The 26,182-nt window shown below is 61.6% G+C and carries 19 protein-coding genes and 1 pseudogene; 15 read left to right on the top strand and 5 right to left on the bottom strand.

The genetic code is table 11. The annotated features are described in order from the left end of the window. The first annotated feature begins 475 nt into the window (after positions 1–475). The gene (locus tag VAR608DRAFT_RS36655; RefSeq protein ID WP_157730559.1) at positions 476–985 is read left to right on the top strand and encodes an H-NS histone family protein; all 510 of its coding nucleotides are present in this window, start codon (positions 476–478) and stop codon (positions 983–985) included. Positions 986–1,096: 111 nt separating this feature from the next. On the opposite strand, the gene VAR608DRAFT_RS01775 is transcribed toward VAR608DRAFT_RS36655, so the two are convergent. Continuing rightward, complete coding sequence (locus VAR608DRAFT_RS01775; RefSeq protein ID WP_088952504.1) at positions 1,097–4,699, bottom strand: indolepyruvate ferredoxin oxidoreductase family protein; 3,603 nt, start codon at positions 4,697–4,699, stop codon at positions 1,097–1,099. Positions 4,700–4,914: 215 nt separating this feature from the next. After that, positions 4,915–6,321, bottom strand: a complete 1,407-nt coding sequence (locus tag VAR608DRAFT_RS01780; RefSeq protein ID WP_088952505.1) for an FAD-binding oxidoreductase — start codon at positions 6,319–6,321, stop codon at positions 4,915–4,917. Positions 6,322–6,433: 112 nt separating this feature from the next. On the opposite strand from VAR608DRAFT_RS01780, the gene VAR608DRAFT_RS01785 reads away from it, so the two are divergent. From VAR608DRAFT_RS01785 to VAR608DRAFT_RS01825, 9 genes are all read left to right on the top strand, one after another. Continuing rightward, on the top strand, positions 6,434–7,414 hold the full coding sequence (locus VAR608DRAFT_RS01785) for a LysR substrate-binding domain-containing protein (RefSeq protein WP_088952506.1): 981 nt from the start codon (positions 6,434–6,436) through the stop codon (positions 7,412–7,414). A gap of 398 nt (positions 7,415–7,812) precedes the next feature. After that, positions 7,813–8,562 carry an electron transfer flavoprotein subunit beta/FixA family protein gene (locus VAR608DRAFT_RS01790; RefSeq protein WP_088952507.1) on the top strand — a complete coding sequence of 250 codons (750 nt, stop codon included), beginning with the start codon at positions 7,813–7,815 and terminating at the stop codon, positions 8,560–8,562. Positions 8,563–8,585: 23 nt separating this feature from the next. After that, entirely contained in the window at positions 8,586–9,521 is a 936-nt protein-coding gene (locus VAR608DRAFT_RS01795) for an electron transfer flavoprotein subunit alpha/FixB family protein (RefSeq protein WP_088952508.1), read from the top strand. A gap of 60 nt (positions 9,522–9,581) precedes the next feature. Then, a complete protein-coding gene (locus VAR608DRAFT_RS01800; protein ID WP_088952509.1) occupies positions 9,582–10,487 on the top strand; it encodes a CoA transferase in 906 nt (301 codons plus the stop codon). Further along, on the top strand, positions 10,484–11,263 hold the full coding sequence (locus VAR608DRAFT_RS01805; RefSeq protein ID WP_088952510.1) for an enoyl-CoA hydratase: 780 nt from the start codon (positions 10,484–10,486) through the stop codon (positions 11,261–11,263). Before VAR608DRAFT_RS01800 ends, VAR608DRAFT_RS01805 begins: the two co-directional genes overlap by 4 nt. A 295-nt stretch (positions 11,264–11,558) precedes the next feature. Further along, entirely contained in the window at positions 11,559–12,317 is a 759-nt protein-coding gene (locus VAR608DRAFT_RS01810) for a 3-hydroxyacyl-CoA dehydrogenase (protein WP_088952511.1), read from the top strand. 26 nt (positions 12,318–12,343) lie between these two features. Then, the gene (locus VAR608DRAFT_RS01815) at positions 12,344–13,528 is read left to right on the top strand and encodes an acetyl-CoA C-acyltransferase (RefSeq protein ID WP_088952512.1); all 1,185 of its coding nucleotides are present in this window, start codon (positions 12,344–12,346) and stop codon (positions 13,526–13,528) included. A 3-nt stretch (positions 13,529–13,531) separates the two neighbouring features. Then, complete coding sequence (locus VAR608DRAFT_RS01820; RefSeq protein WP_088952513.1) at positions 13,532–14,659, top strand: acyl-CoA dehydrogenase family protein; 1,128 nt, start codon at positions 13,532–13,534, stop codon at positions 14,657–14,659. Between the two features lie 106 nt (positions 14,660–14,765). Beyond that, positions 14,766–15,071 (top strand): DUF1330 domain-containing protein, encoded by a 306-nt coding sequence (locus VAR608DRAFT_RS01825; protein ID WP_088952514.1) that lies wholly within the window; start codon positions 14,766–14,768, stop codon positions 15,069–15,071. A 733-nt stretch (positions 15,072–15,804) separates the two neighbouring features. Here VAR608DRAFT_RS01825 and VAR608DRAFT_RS01830 read toward each other — a convergent pair. Beyond that, the gene (locus tag VAR608DRAFT_RS01830; protein ID WP_088958548.1) at positions 15,805–17,136 is read right to left on the bottom strand and encodes an MFS transporter; all 1,332 of its coding nucleotides are present in this window, start codon (positions 17,134–17,136) and stop codon (positions 15,805–15,807) included. Between the two features lie 586 nt (positions 17,137–17,722). Next, positions 17,723–19,639, bottom strand: a complete 1,917-nt coding sequence (locus tag VAR608DRAFT_RS01835) for a tannase/feruloyl esterase family alpha/beta hydrolase (protein WP_088952515.1) — start codon at positions 19,637–19,639, stop codon at positions 17,723–17,725. 553 nt (positions 19,640–20,192) lie between these two features. Here VAR608DRAFT_RS01835 and VAR608DRAFT_RS01840 point away from each other — a divergent pair. Next, positions 20,193–20,390: pseudogene (locus VAR608DRAFT_RS01840) on the top strand (acyclic terpene utilization AtuA family protein); the annotation flags it as partial. A gap of 60 nt (positions 20,391–20,450) precedes the next feature. Continuing rightward, positions 20,451–21,536, top strand: a complete 1,086-nt coding sequence (locus tag VAR608DRAFT_RS01845; protein WP_088952517.1) for an IS630 family transposase — start codon at positions 20,451–20,453, stop codon at positions 21,534–21,536. Between the two features lie 88 nt (positions 21,537–21,624). Here VAR608DRAFT_RS01845 and VAR608DRAFT_RS01850 read toward each other — a convergent pair whose 3' ends face one another. Then, positions 21,625–22,725 carry a LysR family transcriptional regulator gene (locus VAR608DRAFT_RS01850; protein WP_157730560.1) on the bottom strand — a complete coding sequence of 367 codons (1,101 nt, stop codon included), beginning with the start codon at positions 22,723–22,725 and terminating at the stop codon, positions 21,625–21,627. 115 nt (positions 22,726–22,840) lie between these two features. Between VAR608DRAFT_RS01850 and VAR608DRAFT_RS01860 the strand changes: the two genes are divergently transcribed. From VAR608DRAFT_RS01860 to pstS, 3 genes are all read left to right on the top strand, one after another. Then, positions 22,841–23,818: a Bug family tripartite tricarboxylate transporter substrate binding protein gene (locus VAR608DRAFT_RS01860; protein ID WP_157730561.1), complete on the top strand. Its 978-nt coding sequence runs from the start codon at positions 22,841–22,843 to the stop codon at positions 23,816–23,818. Positions 23,819–23,833: 15 nt separating this feature from the next. After that, on the top strand, positions 23,834–24,637 hold the full coding sequence (locus VAR608DRAFT_RS01865; protein ID WP_088952519.1) for an alpha/beta fold hydrolase: 804 nt from the start codon (positions 23,834–23,836) through the stop codon (positions 24,635–24,637). A 317-nt stretch (positions 24,638–24,954) separates the two neighbouring features. Then, positions 24,955–25,998, top strand: a complete 1,044-nt coding sequence (gene pstS, locus VAR608DRAFT_RS01870) for a phosphate ABC transporter substrate-binding protein PstS (protein ID WP_443082969.1) — start codon at positions 24,955–24,957, stop codon at positions 25,996–25,998. Positions 25,999–26,182: the final 184 nt, after the last annotated feature.

Genomic DNA, 26,182 nt, shown 5'->3' on the forward strand with positions numbered 1-26,182 from the left:
CTGGGTTCATGGGCACACGCACACCAGCTTCGACTACAGAGCCGGAAACTGCCGTGTCGTGTGTAACCCTCGCGGGTACGTGCTCGGTCGTGCCGGGCGAGAGCCAGAGAACGATGAATTCAGGCCCGGACTCACGATCGAGGTACCGAGTTGATGGGCACGAGTCGGGACGGTTGCGGTGCGAGCCTTGTGTACCAACGCTTTGGCATATACGGCTGAATGAGCGTGTTGCGTCCCACCTCAATATTCAATCGGGGCTCGGAGAGATCGTCATTGAGAAGCAGTTGGCGGATTCCCCCGAATTGAGCCAAAACGCTTGAATCCTGCTGTCGGCTGTGCCGATGTCTGACGGATGCACTCAATCTGACGGAATAACCCGGCAAAGAGTCGGTCACACGACGACGGAAGGGACGAGTGGGTGTTGAAACGAAAAACGACTAAGCTAGCGGACCTGTTCTTTTAGAAAGAATTCCCTATGGTTCAGACTTACGCACAGATTCAGAAGCAGATCGTGACCTTGCAGCAGAAGGCCGATGTCATTCGGGCGAAAGAAGTCGGTGGCGTCATCGATCGCATCAAGGTTGCGATCGCCCATTACGAGTTGACACCTGAGCAACTGTTCGGCGCCAAGAGCGCGACGAAGAAGACCGCCAGCGGTGGCGTAGTCAAGAAAGGCGGACGAAATTCTTACAGCGATGGCAACGGAAACACCTGGGGCGGCTGGGGCAAGCGGCCGACCTGGCTGCGTGAAGCGCTCGCTGCCGGCATGCGCCTGGAAGACTTTCAGGTCGGCGCCCCGGCCGTGAGCGCTGCAAAGGACGCTGCAAAGAAGCCGGCGAGGAAGTCGGCTCCGAAGCGTCGGCCGTCGACCGTGCTCTACAGCGATGGCGCAGGTAAGTCCTGGACAGGGCGAGGCCCCCAACCGGGGTGGCTGAAGGAAGCCATCGCCGGCGGGAGGTCACTGGAAGATCTCCGGGCTTCCTGATAGTGCGAGCCTTGGGCCGCAGCGCGCGAACTCTCAACGAGCTGACTTGAAGTTCAAGCGTGGTGATGATGCAAGTCATCAAACTGTGCCCGGCGTTCCCTCGGAACCCAACTAACCGACAGCGCGACTGGTTGGCGGTTTGCGCCATAGGGCCAATAGTTCGCTCCAGCGGGTTCGCACCGCGGCCAGGTTGCGTTCCTTGACGTGGCCGTAGCCGCGGATCTGCTCGGGCAGGCTCGCGATTTCCACCGCCAGCGCATGGTTGGCGGCGGTCAGACCGCCGAGCAGCTCGTCGATGCTCGCGCGGTATTCGCCGATCAGGGCGCGCTCGGTCTTGCGTTCCTCGGTGCGGCCGAAGACGTCGAGCGCCGTGCCGCGCAACCCCTTGAGCTTCGCCAGCAGCCGGAAACCGGTCAGCATGGCCGGGCCGTATTTCTGTTTCTGGAGCTGGCCCTTGGCGTTCTTCTTCGCGACGAGCGGCGGCGCCAGGTGGTAGTTGAGCTTGAAGTCCTTGCCCATCTGCCCCTCGAACATGCCCTCGATCCGCGCGAGGAAGGCCGGATCGCTCTGCAGGCGCGCGACCTCGTACTCGTCCTTGTAGGCCATGAGCTTGAATAGATTGCGGGCCACAGCTTCGGCTAGGGACGTCTTGCCCAGAAGGGCCGACTCGGCCTGCTGCACCTTGGCGACGAAGGCCTTGTACTCCGCCGCATAGGCGGCGTTCTGGTAGTCGGTCAGGAACTCGAGGCGATGGGCCACTAGGCTCCTGACCGTTTCCCGCTTCTTGAATGCCATCACCTGGCCAGGATTCACGTGCTTTTGCAGCTCGTCCGGGCGCGCCGCCGCTTGGCGGCCCCATTCGAAGGCGATCTTGTTGTTCTCGACTGCCACGGCGTTGAGCTCGATCGCGCGCATCAGCGACGCATGCTCGAGCGGGATCCACCCCTTCTGCCAGGCATAGCCCAGGATCATCGGGTTGACGTAGATCGTGTCGCCCATCAACGCAGTAGATGCGGCGTCGGCGTCGAAAGCGCTGACGCCTTCGTTGCCTACAACGCGTGCTATTTCAGCTAAACATCCGTCTTGAGGGTTCTGCCAGTCAGCATTGCGCACAAAGGAAGCCGTGGGTGTGCTGTAGGTGTTTAGCGCGACATGGGTCCGGCCTTCCAGCATGCGGAGGAGGTTTTCTGGGTTGATCGACACCAGCGGATCGCAAGCCAAGATGAGGTCGGCTGCTGCGGTGCCCACGCGGGTGGTGTGGATGTCGTCCTGGGTTTCGCCGATCATGACATGACTCCACGTCGCGCCCCCTTTCTGAGCCATGCCGGCCGCGTCCTGCGTGACGATGCCCTTGCCTTCGATGTGCGCTGCCATGCCGAGCAGCTGGCCGATGGTGATGACGCCGGTACCGCCGACACCGGCCACGACCACGCCCCAGACCAGGCCACCCGCAAGCGAAGGCAGCGCCGGCTCGGCGAGCGCCCCCAGCTCGGCAGGCGCCGCGCCCTTGCCCTTGGCCTTCTTCTTGAGCTGACCGCCCTCGACGGTCACGAAGCTCGGGCAGAAGCCCTTCAGGCAGCTCATGTCCTTGTTGCAGGTGCTCTGGTTGATCGTGCGCTTGCGGCCGAATTCGGTCTCCAGCGGCTCGACCGACAGGCAGTTGCTCTGCACGCTGCAATCACCGCAGCCTTCGCAGACCAGCTCGTTGATGACCACGCGCCTGGCCGGATCGACCGCCGTGCCGCGCTTGCGGCGGCGCCGCTTTTCGGTCGCGCAGGTCTGGTCGTAGATGATGGCCGTCGTGCCCTTGATCTCGCGGAACTCGCGCTGGATCTGGTCGAGTTCGTCGCGGTGCCGCACCTTGACGTTGTCGCCCGGCACGTGCACGCCCTCGTACTTCTCGGGCTCGTCGGTGACCACCACCACCCTGGCCGTCCCTTCGGCGTGCAGGCTCTCGGCGATCTGCAGCACCGAATGGCCCTCGGGCCGCTCGCCGACCTGCTGGCCGCCGGTCATCGCGACGGCGTCGTTGTAGAGGATCTTGTAGGTGATGTTCACGCCGGCCGCGATGCTCTGGCGGATCGCGAGCAGGCCGCTGTGGAAGTAGGTGCCGTCGCCGAGGTTCGCGAAGATGTGCGGGTCGGTCGTGAACGGCTGCTGGCCGACCCATGGCACGCCTTCGCCGCCCATCTGCGTGAAGCCGATGGTCGAGCGGTCCATCCAGGTCGCCATGAAGTGGCAGCCGATGCCGGCCATCGCGCGCGAGCCTTCGGGGACCACGGTGCTGGTGTTGTGCGGGCAGCCGGAACAGAACCACGGCTGGCGCTCGTCCCTGACCCCCGCGGCCTGAATCACCTGCATCGAGCGCTCTTTGCTTTCGAGAAATCCCAAGCGCGCTTCCACGGTACGCGCAATATCCGAGGCGGCTGGCAGCAGGCCCAGTCCCTTGAGGCGCAAGGCAATGGCTTTAGCGATCAACGTCGGGTTGAGATCAGCATTGGCGCGCAGCAATGTTTGAGCAGTGGGATTGGGCATCGACCAAACGCCACCGGAAATCTCTCCATTGTGTTCGTTGAATTTGCCTAGGATATGAGGCCGCGAATCCGCAGGCCAGTTGTAGAGTTGTTCCTTCAACTGGGTCTCGATGATTGGGCGCTTTTCCTCGACTACGAGGATTTCCTGCAGGCCGGTCGCGAAGGCGCGGGTGAGCTGCGCCTCCAGCGGCCAGACGACCGCCACCTTGTGCAGCCGGATGCCGAGCTGGCGGCAGGCCGCGTCGTCGAGGCCGAGGTCGATCAGCGCCTGCCGCGTGTCGTTGAAGGCCTTGCCGCTGGCCATGATGCCGAAGCGGTCGTTCGGCCCTTCGATCACGTTGTGGTTGAGCCGGTTGGCGCGGATGTAGGCGAGCGCGGCGTACCACTTGTAGTGCATCAGCCGCTCTTCTTGTACGACGGCATGATCCGGCCAGCGGATGTGCAGGCCGTCCGGGGGCATCTGGAAATCGGTGGGCATCACGATCTCGACGCGCTCGGGGTCGATCATCGCAGTCGCGCTTGATTCGACAATCTCCTGGATCGTCTTCATCCCTGACCAGATGCCGGCGAAGCGGCTCATCGCGAAGGCGTGGACGCCCAGGTCCAGGATTTCCTGCACGTTGGCTGGAAAGAACACCGGCATGCCGCATGCTTTGAAGTTGATGTCGCTTTGATGAACGGCGGTACTGCTTTTCGCGATGTGGTCGTCACCAGCGATCGCGATCACGCCGCCCCACGGCGTGGTGCCGGCCATGTTGGCGTGCTTGAAGACGTCCGAGCAGCGGTCCACGCCCGGGCCCTTGCCGTACCAGATGCCGAAGACGCCATCGAACCGGTTGGTGCCCGGCGGCGCGAAGCCGAGCTGCTGCGTGCCCCAGAGCGCGGTGGCCGCGAGTTCCTCGTTCACGCCCGGCTGGAAGACGATGTTCTGCTGCTTGAGGTATTTGCTCGCCTTCCACAACGCCTGGTCGTAGCCGCCGAGCGGCGAGCCGCGGTAGCCGCTGATGAAGCCCGCAGTGTTCTTGCCCTGCTGCTGGTCGCGCAGCCGCTGCAGCATCGGCAGCTTCACCAGGGCCTGGACGCCGCTCATGAAGGCGCGGCCGTAGTCGAGGGAGTATTTGTCGTCGAGCGTGACCGTTTCGAGGGCCTTGCGGATGTGCTCGGGTAGTGGGGCGTTCATGGAATTCTTTCGGATGAGAGTGGTACGACTCGGGCCGTCGCGAGGGCTAGCAGCCATGGCTTGACGGGACATCGAGGTCCTATGCGTGTGCACGCTGGCCGCTGACACCGGCGGCGTCGTAGTCGCAAGCGCCAGACATAAGCAAGGTCTCGCGGGGCGCTGCGGCGGTCGCCCGACTTCTTGTGCCGCAGTTCGCCCTACTGCAGCGCTACGGACTAGTGGTCAGGAAGTACCTTGCCCGGATTGAGAATGTCGTGAGGGTCGAGCGCCTTCTTGATGCGCCGCATGATGTCCACCGCACCTTCACCGTGCTCCTCGACCAAGTAGGCTGTCTTGTGCAGACCCACTCCATGCTCGCCCGTGCACGTTCCACCAAAGCGTATTGCTCGCCGAGTCAAGCGTTGGCTCAGCGCTTCCGCGCGCTCGCGCTCATCCGCATTGGCAGGATCGATGAGAATCATGCAATGGAAGTTTCCGTCACCCACGTGACCGAATATGGCGACCGGCAACTCGGATGCCTCAAGGTCCAGGCGAGTTTCTTCGACACAGTCCGAAAGCACTGATACGGGGACACATGCGTCCGTGGTCACGGATCGAGAACCCGGTTTCTGCTGAAGCACTGCAAAGTAGGCGTTATGCCTAGGATTCCACAGCGTTGCGCGTTCCTCTTCCCTGGTCGACATCGCAAATTCGCCACCTCCGCAGTCGTGTACGATCTGCTGCATCTGAGCGGCTTGCGCAGTCGCCTCGCCGGCGGCTCCGCAAAACTCCAGGAATAGGGTAGGGGCTTCGGTCAGCGAAGTCTTGCTGTGACGATTGATCGCGTGGATGGTCAGGGCGTCGAGCATCTCGGCCCTTGCCAGTGGTAGTCCGAGTTGGACGGCCTGGATCACGGCGTCGACGGCTCCCTTTATGTCTCCAAAGGTTGCGACTGCTGCAAGAATTTCCTCCGGACGGGGATGCAGCTTCACTGTGACTTCAGTGATGATGCCAAGGGTGCCTTCCGAGCCGCAGTACAGGTTCGTCAGGTGGTAGCCCGCCGAAGACTTGCGCGCCCTGGATGCAGTCCGAACGATTTCCCCCTCGGCAGTGACGACCGTTAGGTTGAGAAGGTTGTCGCGCATCGTTCCGTATCGCACAGTATTCGTCCCTGATGCAGCTGTAGCTACCATCCCGCCTATGGTCGCATTGGCGCCCGGATCAACTGAGAAAAAGAAGCCGGAGTGAGCGAGTTCGTCGTTCAACGCCATGCGAGTAACACCGGCTTGGACTGTCGCAGTCATGTCCTCGGGTTGAACCTTCAAGATTCGGTCCATCCGAGACATGTCGATGCAGATTCCCCCCTGTACTGCCAGCACGTGGCCCTCAACCGAGGATCCGACCCCAAAGGCGATGACTGGCGCGCGATGTTCAGCGCAAAGCTTGACGATGAAGGCGACCTCTTCCGTCGACAAGGGAAACACCACCGCATCTGGTGGCATCGGTTCATAGTGGGATTCGTCAGCGCCGTGCTGCGACAAGATGCTGGAATTGGTCGTGTAGCGCTCTCGAAAGCGCTCGCTAAGGCTTGTATGCACCGCCGCCGGTATGTCTCTTCGGGCAGGGGAAAAAGGCTGGTTCATTGATACCATCTGTGAATTGCTGCGGGCATGTCACTCTAGCCCTTGGCAACGATTTGAGCGTTTCCAAATTGCGTAGCCGCCATCTGGCAAAGCGATCGATGGGACAAATGGCATGGAACTTCGACAACTTAAATACTTTATCGCCGTAGCAGATAGTGGAAGCCTGTCGCGTGCTGCACTCGAGGTCTTCGTGGCGCAGTCAGCGCTGAGCAAACAAATTGCCGAACTCGAGGACGAGCTGGGGGTCCAGTTGCTGTTTAGGGGGCGATCCGGGGTTACGGTGACGGAGGCTGGAAAGACGTTTTATGCGTACGCACAGGCTGTTCTTAAGCAACTGAACGACGTGAAGACTGCCGTGCGATCCTCGCCCAAGGCGATTGTTGGATCCGTGGTCCTGGTCTTGGGCCAAAGTGTTTCCGGAGCACTCGCGCTCCCGCTCTTCCGGGCAGCACGGGATCGTTTGCCCGGGATTTCCCTGCATATCAACGAAGAGTTGATGGGAAACATGATTGAACAACTGCGTCAGGGAAGGGTCGATCTGATGGTCTTCACACCATTACCCTCGCATGAGGATATCGTCTTTCAACCCTTTGTCGAGGAAGAGCTCTATTTGCTCCGCGGTCCCGAAGCGGTGCCCGCGCTCCCCGACGGATCTGACGTGGATCTCGGTTTCGTCTCGAAGCAGCCGCTGGTGCTTCCAAGCATTCAACATGGCTTTGCCACTCGGGCCGTGCTTGCGGCGGCACTGGAGGAGCATGAGTTGCCTATGAAGGTGGTCGCAGAGATCAATTCAGTGTCTGTGTTCAAGAGTGCCGTCGAGGCCGGCATGGCATCGACGGTCATGCCGTATGCGCTCGCAGCGCACGAGGTCGAGGCTGGACGTTTGCGTGCGCATCGGATTCGACCTCAAAAGGTTGCTCGAACGCTCGGAATCTGCTATTCGAAGCACATTCCGCTCACACATGCGAAGGCGGCGGTCATAGAACTCGTGCAGAACCTTGCTAGAGATCTATGCGCTGGGGGCGAGTGGCAAGGAGCGACCTACATTGGGCCAGCACCCTCAACACCCTCCGCAAGCTTGGGCAGCAGGTGATCTATCTCTGCAAGAGATGGTGACGTCGCCAATCGATGGTATCGCAGTGCTCCCTTTTCGGCGACATTGCTGTTCCTGACTCGATCCCAGGAAGACTTTCCCGGCAAGGAAGCGTCGTCAGTTCCAGGTAGACCTCGTCGGAGGAGGTGCCGATGCTCCACAGCGTCAGACTCTCTCTTCGTGAGGTTCGCTAGGCATGTGGTTCATCGCGGTTTATCGGCATCCATCTCGGTGCCTTTGGCATCGCTCCGACGATCACCAGACTTGGTTCCTGTGTACTGATTGGCACCCTTACTAGGGGCCTGCGGTGCGGGCATGCCGTTCAGCGCGTGCCTGTCCGCATCCAAACCCGATGGAACGCCTGGCATCAGCATCATCAACTTGCTGGAAAAGAGCGCATGAGAGTACTGGTCCCCGTCAAGCGGGTCGTCGACTACAACGTGAAGGTGCGCGTGAAGAGCGATGGCACCGGTGTGGACATTGCCAACGTCAAGATGAGCATGAACCCCTTCGACGAGATTGCCGTCGAAGAGGCGGTTCGTTTGAAGGAAAAGGGCGTGGCGACCGAGGTCATCGCCGTCTCCTGCGGCGATGCCAAGTGCCAGGAGACGCTCCGCACCGCAATGGCCATCGGTGCGGATCGCGGCATCCTCGTGGAAACGACTGAAGAGCTGCAGCCTCTCGCGGTTGCCAAGCTCCTGAAGGCCCTCGTCGACAAGGAGCAACCGTCTCTGGTCATCCTCGGCAAGCAGGCCATCGATGACGACAACAACCAGACCGGCCAGATGCTCGCCGCCCTGGCGGACCTGCCCCAGGGCACCTTCGCATCGAAGGTCGAAGTGGCCGGTGACAAGCTGAGCGTCACGCGCGAAGTCGATGGCGGCCTGGAAACCCTCTCGCTGTCTCTGCCCGCGGTCATCACCACCGACCTGCGCCTGAACGAGCCGCGCTACGTGACCTTGCCCAACATCATGAAGGCCAAGAAGAAGCAGCTGGACACGGTGACCCCGGCGGACCTGGGCGTGGACGCGGCGCCCCGCCTGAAGACCCTGAAGGTGGCCGAGCCCCCCAAGCGCGGCGCCGGCATCAAGGTGCCCGACGTCGCCACGCTGGTGGACAAGCTGAAGAACGAAGCCAAGGTGATCTGAGGCAAAGAGAAGGAATACTCGACATGACCGTACTTGTTGTTGCCGAACACGACCACGCCACGCTCAAGCCGGCGACCCTGAACACCGTGACCGCCGCCAAGGCCTGCGGCGGCGATGTGCACATTCTGGTGGCCGGTGCCAATGCCGCCGAAGCCGGCAAGGCGGCCGCCCAGGTGGCAGGCGTTGCCAAGGTGATCGTGGCCGATAGCCCCTCCTTGGCGGAAAACCTCGCCGAGAACGTCGCCGCCCAGGTGCTGGCGATCGCCAAGAGCTACACCCACATCCTTTTCCCGGCCACCGCCAACGGCAAGAACGTCGCCCCGCGCGTGGCCGCCAAGCTGGATGTCGCTCAGATCAGCGACATCACCAAGGTGGACAGCGCCGACACCTTCGAGCGCCCGATCTATGCCGGCAACGCCATTGCCACCGTACAGAGCAGCGATGCGATCAAGGTCATCACCGTGCGTACCACCGGCTTCGACGCCGCAGCCGCCACCGGCGGCAGCGCCGCGGTGGAAAGCGCCGACGGCGTACAGGACAGCGGCAAGAGCGCCTTCGTGGGCCGGGAAGTCACCAAGAGCGACCGCCCCGAACTCACCGCGGCCAAGATCATCGTCTCGGGCGGCCGAGCCCTCGGCAGCGCCGAGAAGTTCAATGAAGTGATGACCCCGCTGGCGGACAAGCTCGGCGCCGCACTCGGCGCCAGCCGCGCCGCCGTGGACGCAGGCTACGCCCCGAACGATTCGCAAGTGGGCCAGACCGGCAAGATCGTCGCCCCGCAGTTGTACATCGCAGCAGGCATCTCCGGCGCGATCCAGCACCTGGCGGGCATGAAGGACTCCAAGGTGATCGTCGCGATCAACAAGGACCCCGAGGCGCCGATCTTCGGCGTCGCGGACTACGGATTGGAGGCCGATCTCTTCACTGCGCTCCCAGAGCTTCAGGCTGCAGTTGCCTAGTGCTCGTGCATATCAGTTCGCTGACTTTACCAATTGATTAGACAGGATGCGTTGAGTGAAATGGATCGAAATTTGACCTGCCAAGACCCGGCAAACTCGCCCCTATCTGGCGTACGAATCTTGAGTCTCGCGCTCAACCTTCCAGGTCCGGCGGCGCTTCTTCGCTGCCGTACGATGGGGGCCGATTGCATGAAGCTTGAGCCGCCCAGTGGGGATCCCATGGAGGTCTACTGTCCTGCGGCATATGCGGATCTTCATGTCGGTATCGCAACCGAGACTGCGGATCTAAAGTCAGATTCAGGGCGAGCCCGACTGCACGAACTTCTCGCGCAAGCCGATGTGTTTCTTACCTCGTTCAGGCCATCAGCAATCGAGCGATTGGGGCTGGGTTGGGACCTTCTAACTGAGCGCTACCCGAAGCTGTCGCACGTGGCCATCGTAGGGGACCACGGCGCCAAAGCAGAGGATCCTGGACACGACCTGACTTACCTCGCGGAACACGGCTTGGTTTGCGGCTTGGCGCTCCCTGCTTCCCTGTTCGCAGATATGAGCGGCGCTTTGATCGCGAGCGAAAGGGTCTTGAGTCAGGTCATGTTGGCTCGCAGCGCTGCCGGAGGCTCTTCGAGGGGGGCGTATTCGGAGGTCGCGCTGGGTGGCGCTGCTCAATGGCTGGCCCTTCCGCGAACCTGGGGCCTGACACTGCCCGACGGTTCCGTTGGCGGTGCCCACGCAGGGTACCGGGTCTATCGCTGCTCGGATGGCCGTGTGGCGTTGGCCGCGCTAGAGCCTCACTTCGCGAGGCGGCTCTGTGAGGTCGTCAATCTGCCGCCGTCTGACATGCTCTCACCTTCGGTTCGTGAAGCTCTCACCGGTTGGTTTGGACAGCGCAACTGTGCCCAAGTTCGCGCTCTGGCCACTATGAACGACCTTCCACTGTTGGTCTTGCCTGATCGAGGTGTTGAATGAGTTTCCAGAATCTTCAGGTCCGCGTCGAAGCCGAGAAGGTCGGCATCATCACGCTGAACCGTCCCAAGGCGCTGAATGCGCTCAACGACCAGCTGATGACCGAACTGGGCCAGGCGCTGAAGGCCTTCGACGCCGACGAGGCCATCGGCTGCATCATCGTCACCGGCAGCGAAAAGGCGTTTGCCGCCGGCGCCGACATCGCCGCCATGGCCAAGTACACCTTTCTCGATGCGTACAAGGGCGACTTCATCACCCGCAACTGGGAAACCATCCGCTCGATCCGCAAGCCCGTCATCGCCGCGGTCGCGGGCTTCGCGCTCGGCGGCGGCTGCGAGCTGGCGATGATGTGCGACTTCATCATCGCGGCCGACAACGCGAAGTTCGGCCAGCCCGAGATCAAGATCGGCGTCATCCCCGGCGCCGGTGGCACGCAGCGCCTGCCGCGCGCGGTCGGCAAGTCGAAGGCGATGGACATGGTCCTCACGGCCCGCATGATGGACGCCGCCGAAGCCGAGCGCGCCGGGCTCGTGAGCCGCGTCGTGCCACTGGGCAAGCTGATGGAAGAGACCCTGGGCGCCGCGCTCGTGATCTCGGGCTTCTCCCAGCTGTCGGTGATGGCGGCCAAGGAATCGGTCAACCGCGCCTTCGAAAGCGGCCTCGCGGACGGCGTGATGTTCGAGCGGCGCCTGTTCCACTCGCTGTTCGCGACCGCCGACCAGAAGGAAGGCATGGACGCCTTCCTGACCAAGCGGGCGCCGAACTTCAACCATCCCTAACTAACCGGGAACGCCGCGCGGGCACGTCGTTGGTCGCCCAACGAATTTGGTGTTCCGAGCGTTCGAATCTGACATCGAGTTCTGGGAGATTGACCCATGGCCTACCTGCGACGGTGTCTCATCGAACTTCGGATGCGAAGCGGCGAGGCACACGAAGGTCTCCCCTTCGAAAGTGCGAACCTGGACTGCGACCTCACTGCGTCAAGTCTTGACTCGCGGACGTTGACCAACTCGCGTGGCAAATCCCAGGGCTCTACAGATTTCCAGAATGGACTCAAACGAACGGAGCTAAAGCATGAAGATTGAAGGCAAGGTATTCATCGTCACCGGCGGTGCCTCGGGGCTCGGCGAGGGCACGGCGCGGATGCTGGCGGCAAATGGCGGCAAGGTGGTCATCGCCGACATGCAGGCCGACAAGGGCGAAGCGGTCGCCAAGGAGATCGGCGGCGTCTTCGTCAAATGCGACGTGAGCCAGGAAGCGGACGGCCAGGCCGCCGTGGCCGCCGCCCTCAAGCTGGGCAAGCTCATGGGCCTCGTCAATTGCGCCGGCATCGCGCCGGCCGAGAAGACTGTCGGCAAGAACGGGCCGCACGGACTCGCGGTCTTCAGCAAGACGGTGATGGTCAACCTCGTGGGCAGCTTCAACATGATCCGCCTCGCGGCCGACGCGATGAGCAGGAACGAGCCGGAATCGACCGGCGAGCGCGGCGTGCTGATCTCCACCGCCTCCGTCGCCGCCTACGACGGCCAGATCGGCCAGGCCGCCTACAGCGCATCGAAGGGGGGCGTCGTCGGCATGACCTTGCCGATCGCGCGCGACCTGGCGCGCAGCGGCATCCGCAACATGACGATCGCTCCGGGCATCTTCGGCACGCCGATGCTGTTCGGCATGCCCCAGGAAGTGCAGGACGCGCTGGCCGCGAGCGTGCCCTTCCCCTCGCGCCTGGGCACGCCCGAGGACTATGCGAAGCTCGCCCGCCACATCATCGAGAACGACATGCTCAACGGCGAGGTGATCCGGCTCGACGGCGCGATTCGGCTGGCGCCTCGGTGACCAGAAACATATTCAGGAGATTGCAGATGTCTGATTCGATCGTGATCGTAGGCGCCGCCCGTACCCCGATGGGCGGCTTCCAGGGCGACTTTTCTTCCCTCGCGGCGCATGACCTCGGCGGCGTGGCGATCAAGGCCGCCATCGAGCGCGCCGGCATCAGTGCCGACAGCGTGGGCGAGGTGCTCTTCGGCAACTGCCTGATGGCCGGCCAGGGCCAGGCGCCGGCACGGCAGGCGGCCTACAAGGGCGGCCTGCCCGACAGCGCCGGCGCGGTCACGCTCAGCAAGATGTGCGGCTCGGCGATGAAGGCGGCCATGATGGCGCACGACATGCTGCTCGCGGGCACGCACGAAGTGATGGTGGCCGGCGGCATGGAAAGCATGACCAATGCGCCCTACCTCATGCTCAAGGGCCGTGGCGGCTACCGCATGGGCCACGACCGCATCTTCGACCACATGATGCTCGACGGCCTGGAAGACGCCTACCAGCCGGGCCGCTCGATGGGCACCTTCGGCGAGGACTGCGCGGCCAAGTACAAGTTCACGCGCGAGCAGCAGGATGCCTTCGCGATCGCCAGCGTCGAGCGCGCCAAGGCCGCGACCACGTCGGGCGCGTTCAAGGCCGAGATCGCCGCGGTGACCGTCAAGGGTCGCGGCGGCGACACGGTGATCGAGATCGACGAAGGCCCGGGCAAGGTCAAGGTCGACAAGATCCCGACGCTCAAGCCCGCGTTCAAGAAGGACGGCGGCACCATCACCGCCGCATCGAGTTCGTCGATCAACGACGGCGCCGCCGCGCTGGTGATGATGACCGAGAGCACCGCGAAGAAGTACGGTGCCAGGCCGATCGCGCGCCTCGTCGGCCACGCCACGCACGCGCAGCAGCCCGAGTGGTTCTCCACCGCACCGGTGGGCGCGGTCGCCAAGCTGTTCAAGAAGACCGGCTGGGGCGTGAAGGACGTCGACCTGTGGGAAGTCAACGAGGCTTTCGCGGTGGTGCCGATGGCGCTCATGCACGAGCTGTCGGTTGCGCACGAGATCGTCAACGTGAACGGCGGCGCCTGCGCGCTGGGCCATCCGATCGGCGCCAGCGGCGCGCGCATCATGGTGACGCTGATCCATGCGCTCCAGCAGCGCGGCAAGAAGCGCGGCGTTGCGACGCTGTGCATCGGCGGCGGCGAAGGCACGGCCGTGGCCATCGAACTGATCTGAAACATGTTGCTGACAACTGACCAAGAAGCGATCCGCGATGCCGTGCGCGCCTTCGCGCAGGCCGAACTCTGGCCCCATGCGCCGCAATGGGACCGCGACCACAGCTTTCCCAAGGCGGCCCACGAAGGCCTGGCGGCGCTGGGTGCCTACGGCATCTGCGTGCCGGAGGAAGACGGCGGCGCGGGGCTCGACTACCTGACGCTGGCGCTGGTGCTCGAGGAGATCGCCGCCGGCGATGGCGGCACCAGCACCGCGATCAGCGTGACCAACTGCCCGGTCAACGCGATCCTGATGCGCTACGGCAATGCGGCGCAGAAGAAGCAGTGGCTGCAGCCGCTCGCGCAGGGAAAGATGCTGGGCGCCTTCTGCCTCACCGAGCCGCAGGCGGGCAGCGATGCCTCGTCGCTGCGCACCAGCGCGCGCAAGGACGGCGACGCGTGGGTGATCGACGGCGTCAAGCAGTTCATCACCAGCGGCAAGAACGGGCAGGTCGCGATCGTGATCGCGGTCACCGACAAGGGCGCGGGCAAGCGCGGCATGAGCGCCTTCATCGTGCCGACCGATGCGCCCGGCTACCAGGTCGCACGTCTCGAAGACAAGCTGGGCCAGCATTCGAGCGACACCGCGCAGATCAATTTCGACGGCTGCCGCATCCCGGCCGAGAACCTGATCGGCCAGGAAGGCGAGGGCTACAAGATCGCGCTCGGCGCGCTCGAAGGCGGGCGCATCGGCATCGCCGCGCAGAGCGTGGGCATGGCGCGCAGCGCCTTCGAGTTCGCGCTCAACTACGCCAAGGAGCGCCAGGCCTTCGGCGGTTCGATCTTCGAGCAGCAGGCGGTGGGCTTCCGGCTCGCGGAATGCGCGACGCAGATCGAGGCCGCCCGCCAGTTGATCTGGCACGCCGCGAGCCTGCGCGATGCGGGCCTGCCCTGTCTGAAGGAAGCGGCGATGGCCAAGCTGTTCGCGAGCGAGATGGCCGAGCGCGTGTGCAGCGCCGCGATCCAGACGCTGGGCGGCTACGGCTACGTCAACGACTTCCCGCTGGAGCGCATCTACCGCGACGTGCGCGTGTGCCAGATCTACGAAGGCACGTCGGACATCCAGAAGCTGCTGATCCAGCGGGCGCTCTGAGCGACCACAACGCCAAGGGATACGCCCGGATTCCCCGGGATGCCCAATCTTGAAACGTGCATCACTTTGAAGCTGTCAGTCAGCTGGCAAACATCAGGAGAATACTTTGAGTGCTTATGTGCTGGCCGTTATCAACGTCGAAGACCCGGTGAAGTATGGAGATTACGCCTCCGTGGCCCCGGCTACGGTCGAAGCATTTGGAGGACGGTATCTTGCTCGCGACGGAAAAAAACATCCGCTGGAAGGTGCTGTATTCGGGAATCGGGTCGTAGTTCTCGAGTTCCCCTCCGTAGAAGCTGCTAACCGCTGGTACCACTCGGATGAGTATCAAGCAGTCAGACGCAAGCGAGAGGGGGCGGCACAGGGAGACATTTTCGTCATTGAAGGCTACGCTCATCCATCGTCAAATTGACTTGGAGGGCTAGTAGGCATCTGTGCGGCCTCACTGTGCGCCCTTGCGGGGTGCTCTGATCTGAGGGTGCTCGATCCGCTGCCGGCGGAGCGTCGCTACGCCAAGGCCGCTAGATCAATCATATTTCAATGGCCACGCCGATGGTGGACAACTGGTCTCGGACATGGGGTCACTTCGTGGTTGGCTCCGGCAGCGCTTGCCTCGATGTGACGGAGCCGCGGAAGCATTGGCCCTGTTGCGCGCTCGTGCCGCTGGCTAGCGCCCCGGCGATATAGCCACAGGATCGCGGGGACGCCGCAGCCCTTGCTTTGAACCCGGCGCATTGTTTGCGCCGTCCGCGAAACCCAAGACTCTCGAGAGGGCCAGCGCGGTCAGGGTCTCGAGGTCAGACGCTCGACTCGTCTATGTTGAAACCAGGCTTGTCGAAGCGCCTCACTTCGTGGCTTCGAGCCCGGGGCTGATGGCGTAGATCCTGCGAAGCATTGAAGTGAGAGCCAGTCGCGGAAATTTGAGCACGCTGCATTGTGGATGAGCTGCTTCGTTGGGCGAGGGCCCGTGAACAGGATCAAGAAGGTGAGTAGAAGACTCAGCGGCGTTCAAAAGGCCAAGATGGCCATGGACGCCGTCAAAGGTACTCATGTATTCACGGAGAAGCTGCGTGCTACGCGAACATGTCTTCCTTGATCTCATCGAAGGAGGGCGAGGGCGACCGCCTCACCCTCCGTCAAAGGCGCTAGCGATTTGGTGCAGTACGCTCGGATTTCACCAACAACACAAGGATTCCACCCAGCACCAGCAAACCTGCAAGCATGTGAAGCCCCGCGTTGGTACTTTGAGTCGCGTCCTTGATGAGGCCGATCAAAAACGGTGCGCTGAAGCCGGAGAGATTACCGAACGAATTGATGAAAGCGATGCCAGCTGCGGCTGCCGTGCCACCGAGGAATGCTGTCGGTATTCCCCAGAAAATCGGGATCGTCGACATAATCCCCATGGTGGCAATCGTCAGACCGACCATCGAGAGCGTCACGTTGCCGCCGTAGGCCACGCTCATGACCAAGCCGAGGGCACCGACGATGGCTGCAATTGCGCTGTGCCAGCGATATTCCAGGCGGTGGTCCGCGCTGCGGGCCATGAAGTACATTGCGATAACGCCGAATGTCCACGGTACGGCGCTAATCAGACCGATGTCCAAGGCTCCCTTGACGCCCATTGCCTTGATGATGCTAGGGAGCCAGAACGAAATGCCATAGATCCCTGCGGTGAAAGTGAAGTACACAATCGCCAGCAGCCAAACGCGGCCATTGCCAAGCACGCTAAGGATATGAGGCTCCGCCTTGCCGACACCTTCTTGCGCGATGTCCCGCACAATTAGTTCGCGCTCAGGGGCGGTGAGCCATTTGGCGTCCGCGACCCGATCTTCGAGATAACGCAGCACGACCAGACCGAGCGCCACCGTCGGCAGACCCTGCAAGAGGAAGAGCCACTGCCAGCCGGCCCAGCCGTGCACGCCGCCCACGCCTTGCAGGATCCAGCCCGAGATCGGACCACCGAGGATGCCGGCGAACGGAATCGCGGCCACGAAGAATGACGTGGCCTTGCTACGTCGCCAGGCAGGGTACCAGTAGGTCAGGTACAGAATGATTCCCGGAAAGAATCCGGCTTCGGCCACGCCGAGTAGGAAGCGGACCACATAGAAGGATGTGGCCGAGTTGACAAACATGGTGCCGGCAGAGAGCAGGCCCCAGGTGATCATGATGCGAGCGATCCATCGCCGGGCACCAACCTTGTGGAGGATGACGTTGCTTGGCACTTCAAACAGGAAGTAGCCGATGAAGAAAATGCCGGCTCCGAGGCCGTAAACGGCTTCGCTGAACTGCAAATCGCTCTGCATCTGGAGCTTTGCGAAGCCGATGTTTACACGGTCCAGGTAGGCGACGATGTAGCAAATGAACAGGAGCGGAAGGAGCCGCCAGCCGACCTTGCGGTAGGTCGCATCTGCGAAGTCGCCCGCGGGCGACGCAATCGCGGCATTTGATTGCCTTGATTCGAAAGTACTTGTGGTCATAGAGGTCTCAAAATTGTCCATGTGACCCGCTGATCGTTGCGCGAACAGCCAAGCCTGGCTCCCGGGTTTACGCGAATACGCTCATAGGGATTGAAGATTCGCGGTTCTCCGATTGAGATGGTGCTAGAGGCGGACGAGTGCAACGGGAGCGCTTCGCGTGCTTCGCAAGATTGGCCCGCGCAGCGGCTGGGCCGCTGGCCCGGCGCGCATGCGAGCGAATCATTACCAAGAGATATTGACGCTGGCCGATGACAGATTCTTGTTTGCCCGGCCGGATGCAGAGGCGGCGTCCAATGCGCTCTGCAATACGCCGCGCTTGATTGCGCATGCGGGCTGGCTTTTGCGACTGCACTGCCATCTCGTTGCGAAGAGGCTGGTTCCACGACTGAGGTCAGCGGAGCCGAGCAGGCGCACTAATCCTGACGGCAAGCGGCATCGTGACTTCGGGGGACATCTCTGTACTGTTCAGCGTGCAGCCCCGAAGACGAGGGCCCATGCCCCATCTTCGTGGCGCTGTCTCGCTGCCCCCTTGGTGCGGACGCGACACCCTCATCTTCGAAAGCCTCGGCGTCCGGCTGCTCAAAGGCTACTTGCAAGCGTAGCTGGCCGCCTTGAGGATGTCGCCGCTGACATAGGTTGCCTTCGTCGGATAGGCACACGCCGGAAGGCTCATCTCGGGTCCAACCGTAGGGCCAAAACCTGTCCAAATCGGGGGCACGTATCCGTCCTTGGGCGAATTAAAGACCATCGTGTCCGGCGAGATTCCCTTTTCCACCCAACTGACCAGGGCCTGATACGTCTGAAAGGCGACGGGAGCTGGTGGATTGGACTCGCGATTTGCCGACCCATTGAACTCGCCATGGAACAATCCTGGGAGCACGTAGAGCTTGTAGTAGTTCTGCACGGCCGCCAAGCCGCCCATTTGAGCCACAACGTGGTCATAGTAGTCGGTGTGTCCCTGCAACCATACACTTGCGTCGTGCACGTTGCTCGTATGCAAGAGTTTCGTGCCCGCGTCCCGAAGCCGAGTCAGATCGGGATTGTTTGTGTTGAAGCCGAATTGGCCGTTCATCGCCTTGAATTTGTCGTACGCGTCGGCGAGTTGTGCGTAGGTCAAGTTCATCCACCCGTCCTGGCCGTTGCCAGTGGCGTTAATGAACGTAGCCGTGCCCATGCTGGGATCGTGCAGTGCTATCGCAGCGACGTCACGCCCTACGCCCGGGCCGCCCAACCAGGTGAATGCATTCAGCAGCGAGCGGATATAGCCCCCCCGCGGGTAGCCGTACCATTTCCGTACCCCCGACGGCGGCGCGTCAAAGCCGTTGTCGATGGCCGGATCAGGCACGCTGCCATCGACTGTCAGCCCGTACCAGATCTTGTTCATGACCAGAGCTTGCTTTTGCGTCAGGCAGGCAGAGGTACTGTTCGTACCGCCGTCGGTGGTGCACAGGACGGCCGTATCCTTGGTCGGGTCGTAGCGGCAGCTCTTGATGTCGAGAATGAAGCCAAGATGCTGGCCCCCGACCATGTCGCAAGCCGATACAGCTGCCCGCGACGCCAAGTCCAACTGCGCCACAGGATCGTTGCCACCGAGTTCGCGCAGCGCCAGCAGGGCCGGATAGACCTCAGGGAGGAAGGAACTCCAGTCTGGCCCCGGCATCGCCGCAAGAATGCCATCGTACTGCTCCGGCAGATTCTGGGCAACATGCAGCGCCTGTCGACCACCGCCCGAGCCACCAGAGAAGTACGAATATTGCGGCGCTGAGCCATAGTAGGCCGTCGCCAGCGCCTTGGTCTTGACCGCCTGCTCGTAGAGACCGCGATAAGTCCAATCTCGCCAGCCGGCTGCATTGTCTGATTTGTCAGGGTTCAGCGCGAAAGAGCCCTGCGTCGGAGACTGTATTCCAGTGTCGGTCATGGAGGTGACCGCGCCCTCATCGGTGGCCACGCGCGCCGGTGAGTCATCGGTACCCCACATGCCGCTACCTAGGGTCATCTTGTCGAGCGTCGTCTCCGGCCCGCCGGTCGACCATCCTGGGGTGCCCAGGACGTGAACCCGGTGGATCCAGGCATCTTTCTCCGGCAACCACACCTCAATGCCGATGCCGCGCGACGTGGAAGGCGCCCCGTCGGGCCCCGGAACGCCAGGCCCAACGAGGAGCTTCACCATGCAAAGATCGGCCGCGAACACGGCCGGCCCGCCCAGAAAGGCTGCCTGCTGGGCCGTGACACCGAAATACGCGTCGCCCTTCTTGACTTTCTTTACTTGCAAGACGGTCGTGTTTGCATCTGGCTTGAAGGCCGTCTTCATTGATTCGTCGCAGGCCAACCCGGTCTGCGCGGTCGTCCCCGTCGACCCAGTCGAGCCCGTCGAGCCCGTCTGTCCAGCCAACCCAAGCAGCCCGCTATTGCTACTTCCCCCACCGCCGCACGCGGAAAGCAATGCCAGCGTCGCGGTTGTCGTCGCTGCTGCCAGCACACCCAGGTGCACCACTCGTCTCATGTGTATCTCCGTGCGCCGACCTCAGATCGGCGAGATGTTGTGAATGAAAGACCCATACGTTGAAGTCGAAGAGAGCCCTGTCCAAAGGATGTGTGCTCGCTCTTCGTGTCAGGATTTTTCCGCTGTATCCATGGGTCCCCTGTAGGGTTTACGCGCGCTAGGTCAGATGGATTTGCGAAGCAAGGCTCTCGAATCGAGATGGTTGAGGACGCTAGCTACATAGACTCTGCCCGTAGAACGCCCGGTACGGGCGAATCCGGAACGCCAACTCATCAATGCCGCAATGAAGCGAATTAGGTTACGGGTCATAGACCACTGGGTCCTGCGGGTTTTGTGCTTAACGAAGTGCTGGAGGGGGGCGCCCGCGCACCCTCGGTTTCGAGGAATCTGGCAACGCGCTGTCTTCTTGATGCTGTAGATTCCCATCGCAGTGACGGATGGCTACCGGGGCTGCGCAGGCAAGTTTGGAGGTGCGCAATGAGCGCCGCCGTAACCTTCCTCCAATGCCGTCCTCCTTGGAGCCTCGACAGCATGATCGCGTAATCGCTTCGAGCCTGCTTCTGATTTGGTTGCTCGTGGAGCGCTGGACTACCATTGCTTCGATTCGACGCCCGAAGTGACCATGAGCGCAGCTCAGGTGGCGCACATCAGAAAACCGGAGCATCCGGTGCGCGACCTGTACCTGGTCGAACGGCTACAGCCGATCCTTCGTGATTGCAAGCGCGAGCGCATTCGCATCATCACCAACTAGTGTAGTGCGCTTGAAATAATAGAACTTATTTGATACACTCCGACCTCGGCGGAGGTCGTCATGCGCATTGCCCCAAGGATCGAACTGGATGCGGCTGTTCAACGAGAGTTGACGGCCTTGGCGCGGCGAGGCCGCGTCGAGGCTCGTGTGCAGCAGCGCGCCAAGATCGTGTTGTTGGCCGCTCAGGGCTGGCAGAACAAGGACATCGCCTCCGAGGTCGATCTGGATCGGCGCCAGGTGGCCTTGTGGCGCCAGCGCTTCCTGGAAGGCGGGGTGGAGGCACTGATGCAGGATGCGCCGCGCCCAGGGCGTACCCCGAGCGTGACCACCGCCGAGTTTGAATCGAGCGTCGTGGACAAGACGCTTCACGAAAAGCCCATCGCGGCCACGCACTGGAGCACGCGCACGCTGGCCGCGCAGCTCGGCGTGGGGCCGACAACGATTCGCCGCGTGTGGAAGCGCAACGGTCTGAAGCCGCATAGGCAAAGCACCTTCAAGCTCTCGCGGGACCCGCGCTTCGAGGACAAGCTGCTGGACGTCGTGGGGCTCTATCTGAACCCACCCGAGCGCGCCTTGGTGCTGAGCTGCGACGAGAAAAGCCAGATCCAGGCGCTCAACCGCACTCAGCCCGGCTTGCCGATGAAGAAAGGCCGCGCCGGCACCGTCACGCACGATTACAAGCGCCACGGCACGACCACCCTGTTCGCCGCCTTGAACACCCTGGACGGCACCGTGATCTCGATGTGCCAGCAGCAACACCGCCACGCCGAGTGGTTGCAGTTCCTGCGCCTGATCCAGCGCAAGACGCCCAAGCACCTGAAGTTGCACCTGATCGTGGACAACTACGGCACCCACACCCACCCAGAGGTTCAAGCCTGGCTCGCCAAGCACCCGCGCTTTGTCATGCACTTCACACCCACCAGTGCTTCGTGGCTCAACATGGTCGAGCGCTTCTTCCGCGACATCTCGGAGAACCGCATCCGGCGCGACAGCTTCACCAGCGTGCCTGAGCTGGAATTGGCGATCGATCTCTACGTCGAGCACCACAACGCCAATCCCAAGGCCTTCATCTGGACCGCCAGCGCCACCGACATTCTGGCCAAGGTCACGCGAGCCAAGGCCGCCCTGGCGCGGACCAAGAGATAAGTACATATTTACGTGGCGCACTACACTAGGGGTGGCGAGATCACGGTCGGTGCGATTGGTCGATCATCTGCAACTGCGAGGCTGGGCTTCAAACGCGGTTTTTGGCCGATTGACGTTGTCCCGGGGGTAGGTGCTTGTCATCCTTGGATGCCTTGTTCTCGGGCTTTGGCTGACCACTGCCAGTTCTACCTCTGCCGCGGCGGCTATCGGGCGACGCAGCAATTTCGGAGGGCTTTTGTTGAATGTTGTGGACTGTCTGCGCTCGCTCCTTAAGAAATTCACACAGCTGCATCGCAGCAGATCCAAGGCCGGATTCCGGGCGAAGCATCCCGATCGGCGCGAGTTCTGCAGCGGGTCCCCAGTGCACTTGCGCGAGTTGGCCGGAGTCGAGCATTGGGCGCGCAAGGTTCAACGGCATTAGCGCCAGCAGATTTTTACGCAGAAGTAGCCACCAGATCATTGGCATCGAGCGCGTAACGATCGGAAAGGTGCCCGGTGGCGCCGGAAAGGCTGCGGCCAATTCGTCGAATCGACTTCTCGCTGCCAATCCCGCCGGGAGCTGCAGCCAAGTCTGGGCCGCCAAGTCCCTCAGGCTCGGCTTTCGGGCGCCAGCAAGAGGATGGTCGGCCCGGCACAAGACAACAAAGCAGTCTTTAAGGAGGGCGTCGAAGATCCAGCCTTCGGGGGTAACAACGGGTTGCCGGCAAACGACGAGATCGACCTCGTCGCGCGAGATCGCGAGCAACTGGTCTTCCCCTTCGACCTCCTGCAGATGCACTTGGATGCTCGGGCGCACCGAACTGAATTGGAGTAATGCTTCGAAGAGCAACCCATGGATGGCTGAGGCGGAACCAATCATGCGCACGGATCCCGCTCCCTGATTCTGCCGAGCTGCCAGTATTTCAGAACCACTGGCAAGCCCAAGAAGCAACTGGCGAGCAACGGGCAGCAAGTCTACGCACACCGGTGTTGGACGCACACCGCGGGCGTGCCGGTCGAACAGTCGGGTCTCCAGAAGCTGCTCCAGATAGGCCAGCGTCTGTGTCACCGAAGACTGCGTCAGGCCAACCGCCTCCGCCGTACGCTGCACGCTGCCCAGTTCAGCCAGGTTGAGCAGCACTTGGATGTGCCGAAACTTGCCGCGCGCGAGCAATCGGTTGAGCAACGATGTGGGGGACTGGAAGGCCATTAGGAAGTCTAATCGAAATGGCAAAATATTAATTTGTTTACGATTGCTCGAAGATCGAAGATTCTGCTGTCACCAGCCAATGCAGCGGCGTTCGACCGCCGACAGAGACAGCACGATGAAGAACCCCCTGCGTCGCCTTTTCCTAGTCGCCGTGCTCGCGAGCACCTCCATCGGGGCAGCGTACGCCCAGACTGGAAACTGGCCGTCCCGTCCCATCCGCATCGTGGTACCGGCCCCGGTGGGCGGGCCTTATGACCTGACCATGAGACCGCTCGCGCAGCAGATGTCGCAGATGCTCAAGCAGCCCGTGGTGATCGACAACCGGCCGAGCGCCGGCAATATTGTGGGTACGCAAATAGGTGCGGGTGCCCCGCCTGATGGCTACACGCTCACCATGACGGGCATGTTCAACACCATCAGTCAGAGCATGTACTCCAAGCTGTCCTTTGACATCGTCAAGAGTTTTGAGCATATCGGCGCGATCGGGGAGGGTGCTCAGTGGCTTGTGGTACGCAGCGATGCAGGTATTTCGAGCTTCCAGGATCTCGTGGAGCAGGCTCGTCGTGAGGCCGGGAAAATAAACTACGCGAGCTCCGGCACGGGCAGTACTGGTCACCTAGTCATGGAGCTTTTGCAGCGTGCCACGCATACCCAAATGACGCATATCCCATATAAGGGCGGCGGTCCTGCTTTGCAGGACGTTCTGGCCGGGGTGGTTTCTGTTAGCGTGGTGCCTCCGACTTCTGTGTTGGCATCGGTACAGGCTGGAAAGCTCAAGGTGCTTGCAACTTCGGGCGCAACACGAAGCCCGGACACACCCGATGTGCCTACATTCGCAGAGCTTGGATACAAGCAGTTGACCGTGACATCCTGGGTCGGCCTGTCCGCACCCAAGGGTACGCCTGCAGCCGTGGTTGACAAGATCAATTCCACAATGAACTCGGCCCTGAGAGAGCCGGCGCTGCGTAAGCAGTTGGAAGCCCAAGGATTGTCCGTGCTTCGCACGACCCCGCAGGAGTATGCGCAGTTGGTCAACGCCGACACCGAACGTTGGGGAGCCTTGGTGCGCAGCCTAAATCTCAAAGCAAACTGAAAGAGATAGAAGACCATGCCATTTGCAGATTCCCGGGGACGCCAGATTTACTACGAGCGTCACGGTGAAGGTCGAGCGGTGCTGTTTTGCCACGGCGCTGGCTCCAACGCCGCGACTTGGTGGCAGCAACTACCGGTGTTCAGCCGGCACTACACGTGCATCACGATGGACATACGGTGCTTTGGGCGATCAGCCGCACCGATTGAGGAGTTCGTTCTGGAGAATTTTGTCGAAGACGTGACGCGGATACTCGACAAGGAGAAGCTCGACAAGGTTAGTCTGGTCGGGCAGTCGCTCGGAGGAATGATCGGACTGAAGCTGGCCTTGACTCATCCAGATCGCCTGGCCGCGTTCATTGGCTGTGATACGTCGCTCGCGATCAATCACCCCGTCTTGCTGGAGATCTTGGCCGCCCGGCGGATCTCTCAACGAGCTGTTGCGATTGAGCAGCGCTCAATGGGTCGCTGGTTCCTCGAGAACCATCCGGACAAAGCCGGCTTGTACGCGCAAATCAACCACTTCAACCCAAGCACGCACTCGATATCGGCTGACCGGTGGGACGCCGCGATCGGTTCCCTGATGCAACCTGATCGCCTAGTTCCAATGGAGGCGCTCGGGCAGGTGCAGTGTCCGACGTTGATGCTGGTTGGCAGCGAGGATCCGATCGTTCCTGTCGCGGTGGCGCGCGAAGTGGTACCGCTGGTGCCCGGGGCGGAGCTTGTTGTTGTGGACGATGCGGGGCATTCGACCTACTTCGAGAAGCCGGTGGAGTTCAATCAAAAAGTGCTCGAATTCATCGCGCGACGCGCCATTTATTGACCGCAATCATTCCGCAGTCGGGACTCGATTGCATCACTGAGTCCCGAAGACTCAGGATCAATGGGTCTTGCATGCGATGCGATCGTCATATTCGATGCGGCAGCGCTGCTCTCGGCAGATCTGCCCATGCTCCGTTCTCATAGCCCGTCGAAAAGGTCGAGGGCATTGCTGTAACCGGCGGCTTCGAGCTGCAAAAAGTCAACGGGATCTCGACCAGTCACGCGCCTGATGTAGTCAAGGGAGAGGAGTGCTTTTCACGATCTTGACTTGCATGCGTTCTAAACTGAGCTTCCCTCAATTTCTATCTTCGCCGATAAATCATGATTTCACGAACTTACTTTCAACTTCCTGTCACTGCCCTGTTGGCCGTGCTCGCGCATCTGCCAGCAAATGCCCAAGTGGTCACGGGTGCCGGCGCAAGCTTCCCTGCACCGCTTTATTCCAAGTGGGCATCAGAATTCAATAAGGCCACCGGCATCAAGATCAACTATCAATCGGTGGGTTCTGGGGCGGGGATCAAGCAAATCGAAGCCAAGACGGTCGACTTCGGCGCTTCGGATGCTCCTCTGACCGATGATCAGCTGCGGGCCAAAGGCTTGGTTCAATTTCCTACTGTCATAGGTGGGGTAGTGCCCGTCGTCAATATTGCGGGGATCGGCCCTGGACAGCTGAAGCTGAGCGGTCCGGTCTTGGGCGACATCTATCTTGGGAAGATCAGCAAATGGAATGACCCTGCCATCAGGGCGCTGAATGGATCGCTTGCACTGCCCGATGCCCAGATTGCCGTTGTTCGCCGCGCCGACGGTTCCGGCACAAGTTTCGCTTTCACGAACTACCTCAGCCAAACGAATCCTGAATGGAAGAGCAAGGTTGGGGAGGGCACGGAAGTGAACTGGCCCAACGGTGTGGGCGGAAAGGGAAACGAAGGCGTCGCTGCGTTCGTGAGTCGCCTGCCTAACTCAATCGGATATGTGGAGTATGCCTATGTCAAGCAGAACAAGATGACATATGCGCAGATGCAGAATTCCTCCGGCTCTTTTGTTTCTCCCGAGGAGGCTGCCTTCAAGGCAGCCGCTGCTGGCGCCGACTGGGCCAAGAGCTTCTATCAGATTCTCAATAACAAGCCGGGCAAAGATGCCTGGCCGATCACCACAGCCACATTCATCTTGATGCACAAGGCGCAAGAAAAGCCGACTCAGGCTGCCGCCGTGCTGAAATTCTTCGACTGGGCCTACAAGAGTGGTGACAAGGCCTCTGCTGAGCTTGACTATGTGCCGATGCCGGATGGCGTGAAGGCCGCTATCCTCAAATCATGGGGAAATATCAAGAGCGATGCAGGACAAGCCATCGCGTATCAGTAAAAGCTAACGTGGCACGTCGATCCTGCCGGGAGTTTGGTCCGAGGTATTCGATTTGAATGTCTAGACATGCCTGGCGATGGCCTTTGCCTGTGATGCGAGCACGCTACTGAGTAGCGCTGACGCTAGGTGGCTCGCGGAGGGGCGGCCCGCAGGTTGGCAATTCCGAACGTGCTGCCTCGAGCGA

Origin of the sequence: Variovorax sp. HW608 (genome assembly GCF_900090195.1) — a bacterium.
Taxonomy (GTDB): domain Bacteria; phylum Pseudomonadota; class Gammaproteobacteria; order Burkholderiales; family Burkholderiaceae_C; genus Variovorax.